At 38.5% G+C, this 4,360-nt stretch carries 3 protein-coding genes, 5 tRNA genes and 1 rRNA gene; 8 read left to right on the plus strand and 1 reads right to left on the minus strand.

Annotation, left to right across the window (positions count from 1 at the left end; genetic code table 11):
* The first annotated feature begins 39 nt into the window (after positions 1 to 39).
* From PSF31_RS20910 to birA, 4 genes are all read left to right on the plus strand, one after another.
* Positions 40 to 115 (plus strand) — tRNA-Thr (locus PSF31_RS20910).
* A 26-nt stretch (positions 116 to 141) separates the two neighbouring features.
* Positions 142 to 257: ribosomal RNA gene (gene rrf / locus PSF31_RS20915) — 5S ribosomal RNA — on the plus strand.
* Positions 258 to 412: 155 nt separating this feature from the next.
* Positions 413 to 1,447, plus strand: a complete 1,035-nt coding sequence (murB, locus tag PSF31_RS20920) for a UDP-N-acetylmuramate dehydrogenase (protein WP_096865226.1) — start codon at positions 413 to 415, stop codon at positions 1,445 to 1,447.
* Positions 1,444 to 2,418 (plus strand): bifunctional biotin--[acetyl-CoA-carboxylase] ligase/biotin operon repressor BirA, encoded by a 975-nt coding sequence (gene birA, locus PSF31_RS20925; protein WP_096865227.1) that lies wholly within the window; start codon positions 1,444 to 1,446, stop codon positions 2,416 to 2,418. The genes murB and birA overlap by 4 nt, the downstream gene beginning before the upstream one ends.
* A 39-nt stretch (positions 2,419 to 2,457) precedes the next feature.
* Here the strand turns inward: birA and coaA are convergent, their stop codons facing one another.
* Entirely contained in the window at positions 2,458 to 3,408 is a 951-nt protein-coding gene (coaA, locus tag PSF31_RS20930) for a type I pantothenate kinase (protein ID WP_004264367.1), read from the minus strand.
* A gap of 426 nt (positions 3,409 to 3,834) precedes the next feature.
* Here coaA and PSF31_RS20935 point away from each other — a divergent pair.
* The 4 genes from PSF31_RS20935 to PSF31_RS20950 all read left to right on the plus strand — a co-directional run bounded on the left by PSF31_RS20935 (position 3,835) and on the right by PSF31_RS20950 (position 4,242).
* Positions 3,835 to 3,910 (plus strand) — tRNA-Thr (locus PSF31_RS20935).
* A 15-nt stretch (positions 3,911 to 3,925) separates the two neighbouring features.
* Positions 3,926 to 4,010 (plus strand) — tRNA-Tyr (locus tag PSF31_RS20940).
* Between the two features lie 75 nt (positions 4,011 to 4,085).
* Positions 4,086 to 4,160: transfer RNA gene (locus tag PSF31_RS20945), tRNA-Gly, on the plus strand.
* 6 nt (positions 4,161 to 4,166) lie between these two features.
* Positions 4,167 to 4,242, plus strand: a tRNA-Thr gene (locus tag PSF31_RS20950).
* Positions 4,243 to 4,360: the final 118 nt, after the last annotated feature.

The raw sequence follows: 4,360 nt of genomic DNA on the forward strand, positions 1-4,360 counted from the left end.
TTTTAAGGTTGTGTCAGTACTAACTGACCGCACCATATTGCTGATATGGCTCAGTTGGTAGAGCACACCCTTGGTAAGGGTGAGGTCCCCAGTTCGAATCTGGGTATCAGCACCATATAATCGGCATTTAAAAAGAATTTACCTAGCGGCAATAGCGCGGTGGTCCCACCTGACCCCATGCCGAACTCAGTAGTGAAACGCCGTAGCGCCGATGGTAGTGTGGGGTCTCCCCATGTGAGAGTAGGGAACTGCTAGGTTTTAAATATAAAGAGGCCACCCATTGGGTGGCTTTTTGCATTCTACTAATAGAGTAATTTTCACTAATTATCTTATTTTCTTAATCCTGCTATTCACTCTTAATCCAGCCTGATAGACTTATCTTATCTTTGTTTTATTTGTACTGAAGGCTGTAATGAACCTAACGTCTGAACTTAAATCATTTAATAGCTTTGGCATTCAAGCAAAAGCACTATCAATTGTTTTTGTGGATAACCAAGAATCTCTACTCCAGCAATGGAGCGAGGCTAAAAATCAGCAACTCCCAGTATTATTATTAGGAGGGGGAAGCAATGTTCTATTTGTTGAAGACTTCGCAGGTGTAGTAATTATCAATCAGCTAAAGGGTATACAAATAACAGAAGATAGCAGCTATTGGTATGTTCATGCCCAAGCAGGTGAAAATTGGCATCAATTACTTGAAACGTTATTGATTGAAGGTGTTTGTGGTGCAGAAAATTTAGCGTTGATCCCAGGTTGTGTAGGTTCTGCGCCCATTCAAAATATTGGTGCTTACGGTTTAGAGCTAAAAGATATATGTCAGTATGTTGATGTACTTTCTCTAGATACGGGTAAAGTAACACGGCTAACAGCTATAGAGTGTCAGTTTGGCTACCGTGATAGCATTTTTAAGCATGAATATCAATATGGCCATGTCATTATCAGTGTTGGGTTAAAACTTGCTAAAGAATGGACGCCTAAGCTTATATATGGTGATCTTGCTCAGCTTGACTCCAATACAGTAACACCAGAACAAGTATTTAACTCTGTATGCCAAACGCGTAGAAGTAAATTACCTGATCCGGCAATAACAGGTAATGCAGGGAGTTTCTTTAAAAATCCTATTATTTCAGCAGAAAAAGCACAAGCCATAAAAATAGCTTATCCAAATTGTCCTCAATATAACCAAGAAGATGGAAGCGTAAAGCTAGCAGCAGGGTGGCTTATCGACCAATGTGGTCTGAAAGGTCATGAAATCGGTGGTGCTGCGGTACATAAACAGCAAGCATTGGTTTTAATTAATAAAAACCGAGCAACAGGGCAAGACATTGTCAATCTAGCAAAATATGTGAGCCAAAAGGTTTTAGAGCGTTTTGGTATACATTTAGAGCCAGAGGTCAGGTTTATTGGTAAAAATGGCGAAATCAACGCAATGGAATGTATTCAATGAAAGAAAGAAACACCCCACTAGATCTCATAAATATCTTGGCCGATGCACAAGTGCATTCAGGAGAACAGCTAGGAGATAAACTAGGGATGACCCGCGCAGCGATCAATAAGCATATAAAAACGCTACGTTCGTGGGGAGTGAATGTACAAACGGTAACCAGTAAAGGGTATAAGCTACCTTATCCTATTAACCTACTTAACGAAGATACAATAAAACAGCGAGTTGATGACGTAAATATTATAGTTGAACCTGTTATTGATTCTACTAATCAGTACATGTTGGAGAGAATTACTGAATTACAGTCAGGGGATACGTGTCTTGCTGAGTATCAAAGTGCTGGGCGAGGCAGAAGAGGAAGGCAATGGATATCACCATTTGGATGTAACCTTTACTTATCCATGTACTGGAAATTAGACCAAGGTCCTGCGGCGGCAATAGGGTTAAGCTTAGTTGTTGGTATTGTTGTCGCTGAAACGTTAAATAAATTAATTGGTAATAAAGTCAAAGTCAAATGGCCTAATGACCTATATATGAATGATAAAAAGCTTGCAGGAATTTTGGTTGAATTAACGGGTAAAACAGGGGATGCAGCTCATATTATTATCGGTATTGGTATTAATATTGGCATGAATAAAGAAAATTCTGACAGTAGCGAAAACATAACTCAAGCCTGGTCCTCTCTATCTGACGAATTTGAAAATATAGAGAGAAATGAATTATCAGCAAATATAATTCAAGCTTTGAGGAATTCATTGGTTTTATTTGAAAAGGAAGGGTTAAAACCATTTTTAGAAAGATGGATTGAATTAGATAATTTTTTAGATAGAAGTGTTAAGCTATTGATTGGTAGCGAAATAATTTCAGGTATCGAACGTGGGATTAATGAGCAAGGTGCATTATTGCTACAGAAGGATAATGGCGAAATAATTCCCTATATTGGTGGTGAAATATCTTTAAGACCAAATGAATAATATATTATTGGCCGGGGAGAAATCGGTCAATATAAATAATCACTTTCTTAATCTAACACTCTGAATAGAATGATTCTCACCTTTAGTCATAATTAAACTGGCTCTTTCCTTTGTTGGTAATATATTTTCTTCAAGGTTTAGCCCATTAATTTCATCCCAAATAGAGCTAGCAATATTAATTGCCTCTTCTTCCCTAAGTTTAGAATAACTATGGAAGTAAGAATCAGGATCTGAGAATGCACCTTGCCTAAATTTAAGGAACCGACCGATATACCATTGCTTTAATAATTCAGGTGCAGCATCAACATAAATGGAGAAATCAACAAAGTCAGATACAAATACATGATGGGGGTCTTGTGGATAATCCATATCACTTTGTAAGACATTCAGCCCTTCGAGTATTAAAATATCAGGTTGATCAATTACCTGTTCTTCATCAGGGACAATGTCATACGTTAAATGCGAATAAACCGGAGCCTTAACATTACGTGCACCTGATTTTATTTGCGACACGAAGTTGACTAGTTTTCGCATATCATAAGATTGCGGAAAACCTTTTTTCTTCATGATATTTCTATCTTTTAATACTTGATTAGGATGTAAAAAACCATCAGTTGTGATCAAGTCAACTTTACGGTGTTCAGGCCAACGAGTGAGTAGCGCTTGAAGTAAACGTGCTGTTGTACTTTTACCAACGGCCACACTACCTGCTATACCAATAATATAAGGCACTTTTGCGCCATTAGTTCCAAGGAATTGCTCTAGAACAGCCTGACGACGTAAGTTTGAACTAATATAAAAATTCAGTAAACGCGATAAAGGTAGATAAATTTCTATAACATCTTCCATAGAGAGTTCTTCGTTAATCCCTTTTAACTCTAGAAGTTCACTCGATGTTAATGTAAGCGGTACTGAATCACGTAAAGTTGCCCAGTGTTCTCTATCAAACTCTAAGTATGGCGTAGTAATAAAATTTTCTTTCTTTTTCATAAACCAACATCTGCCTATTTTATGCAGGTTGGACAGGTTGCCTAAACACCCGTATCCATAAAATTTGCTAGCATCATAGCGAGGGAAAGTGGGGAGGCGTAGGTTTTTTTCTATTTTTTATCAGTTTTTTTTGATGTAGGCAGAAAAAATGATACTGAGTGATGAAAAAAACGCCTAAGAATAAGAGGGGAAAACTGTGATATCGAATAAAAAATAATGATTTTAAAAATTTTAAGTCTCTTTCTCCCTTTACTGACCAAATGATAATGGACTATAGTTAACAGCTGCTGTTGATGTTTTAAGCTTAAAACAGTTAAAAAATCAACAAAAATGCGAAAAGCGAACAAAATGTGAGCGAACAAACAAAAAAGTTAATTTTTTTGTTGCAACCTGCGCCGACTCTACCTAGAATGCGCAGCACTTGATGCCGGCATAGCTCAGTTGGTAGAGCAACTGACTTGTAATCAGTAGGTCCCGAGTTCGACTCTTGGTGCCGGCACCATTAAAAATTTGGATAGGTGGGATACCCAAGCGGCCAAAGGGAGCAGACTGTAAATCTGCCGTCACAGACTTCGAAGGTTCGAATCCTTCTCCCACCACCATCTCCAAGAAATTTTCTTAAGAGAAAATTTTGAGGAACAGTTTAACAGCTGATAACTCAGGTAGCCGAGTTCATTGCGGGCATCGTATAATGGCTATTACCTCAGCCTTCCAAGCTGATGATGCGGGTTCGATTCCCGCTGCCCGCTCCAAGATGTGCTGATATGGCTCAGTTGGTAGAGCACACCCTTGGTAAGGGTGAGGTCGGCAGTTCGAATCTGCCTATCAGCACCACTTCCTTTATGTTCTCACTTATCTCCCTGATTTGTCTCCTGAAAAAAACAAGCGAAATAATTCTTGCTTGGTTGATGTGGTTTAACCACCGATTCCGTGTCTTAGAGGGACAATCTAA

The organism is Providencia sp. PROV156, assembly GCF_028480905.1.
Classification (GTDB): domain Bacteria; phylum Pseudomonadota; class Gammaproteobacteria; order Enterobacterales; family Enterobacteriaceae; genus Providencia; species Providencia hangzhouensis.

Excerpts from the sequence above, each read along its gene's own strand:
- murB (WP_096865226.1), top strand. The coding sequence starts at position 413 with ATGAACCTAACGTCTGAACTTAAATCATTTAATAGCTTTGGCATTCAA.
- birA (WP_096865227.1), top strand. The coding sequence starts at position 1,444 with ATGAAAGAAAGAAACACCCCACTAGATCTCATAAATATCTTGGCCGAT.
- coaA (WP_004264367.1), bottom strand. The coding sequence starts at position 3,408 with ATGAAAAAGAAAGAAAATTTTATTACTACGCCATACTTAGAGTTTGAT.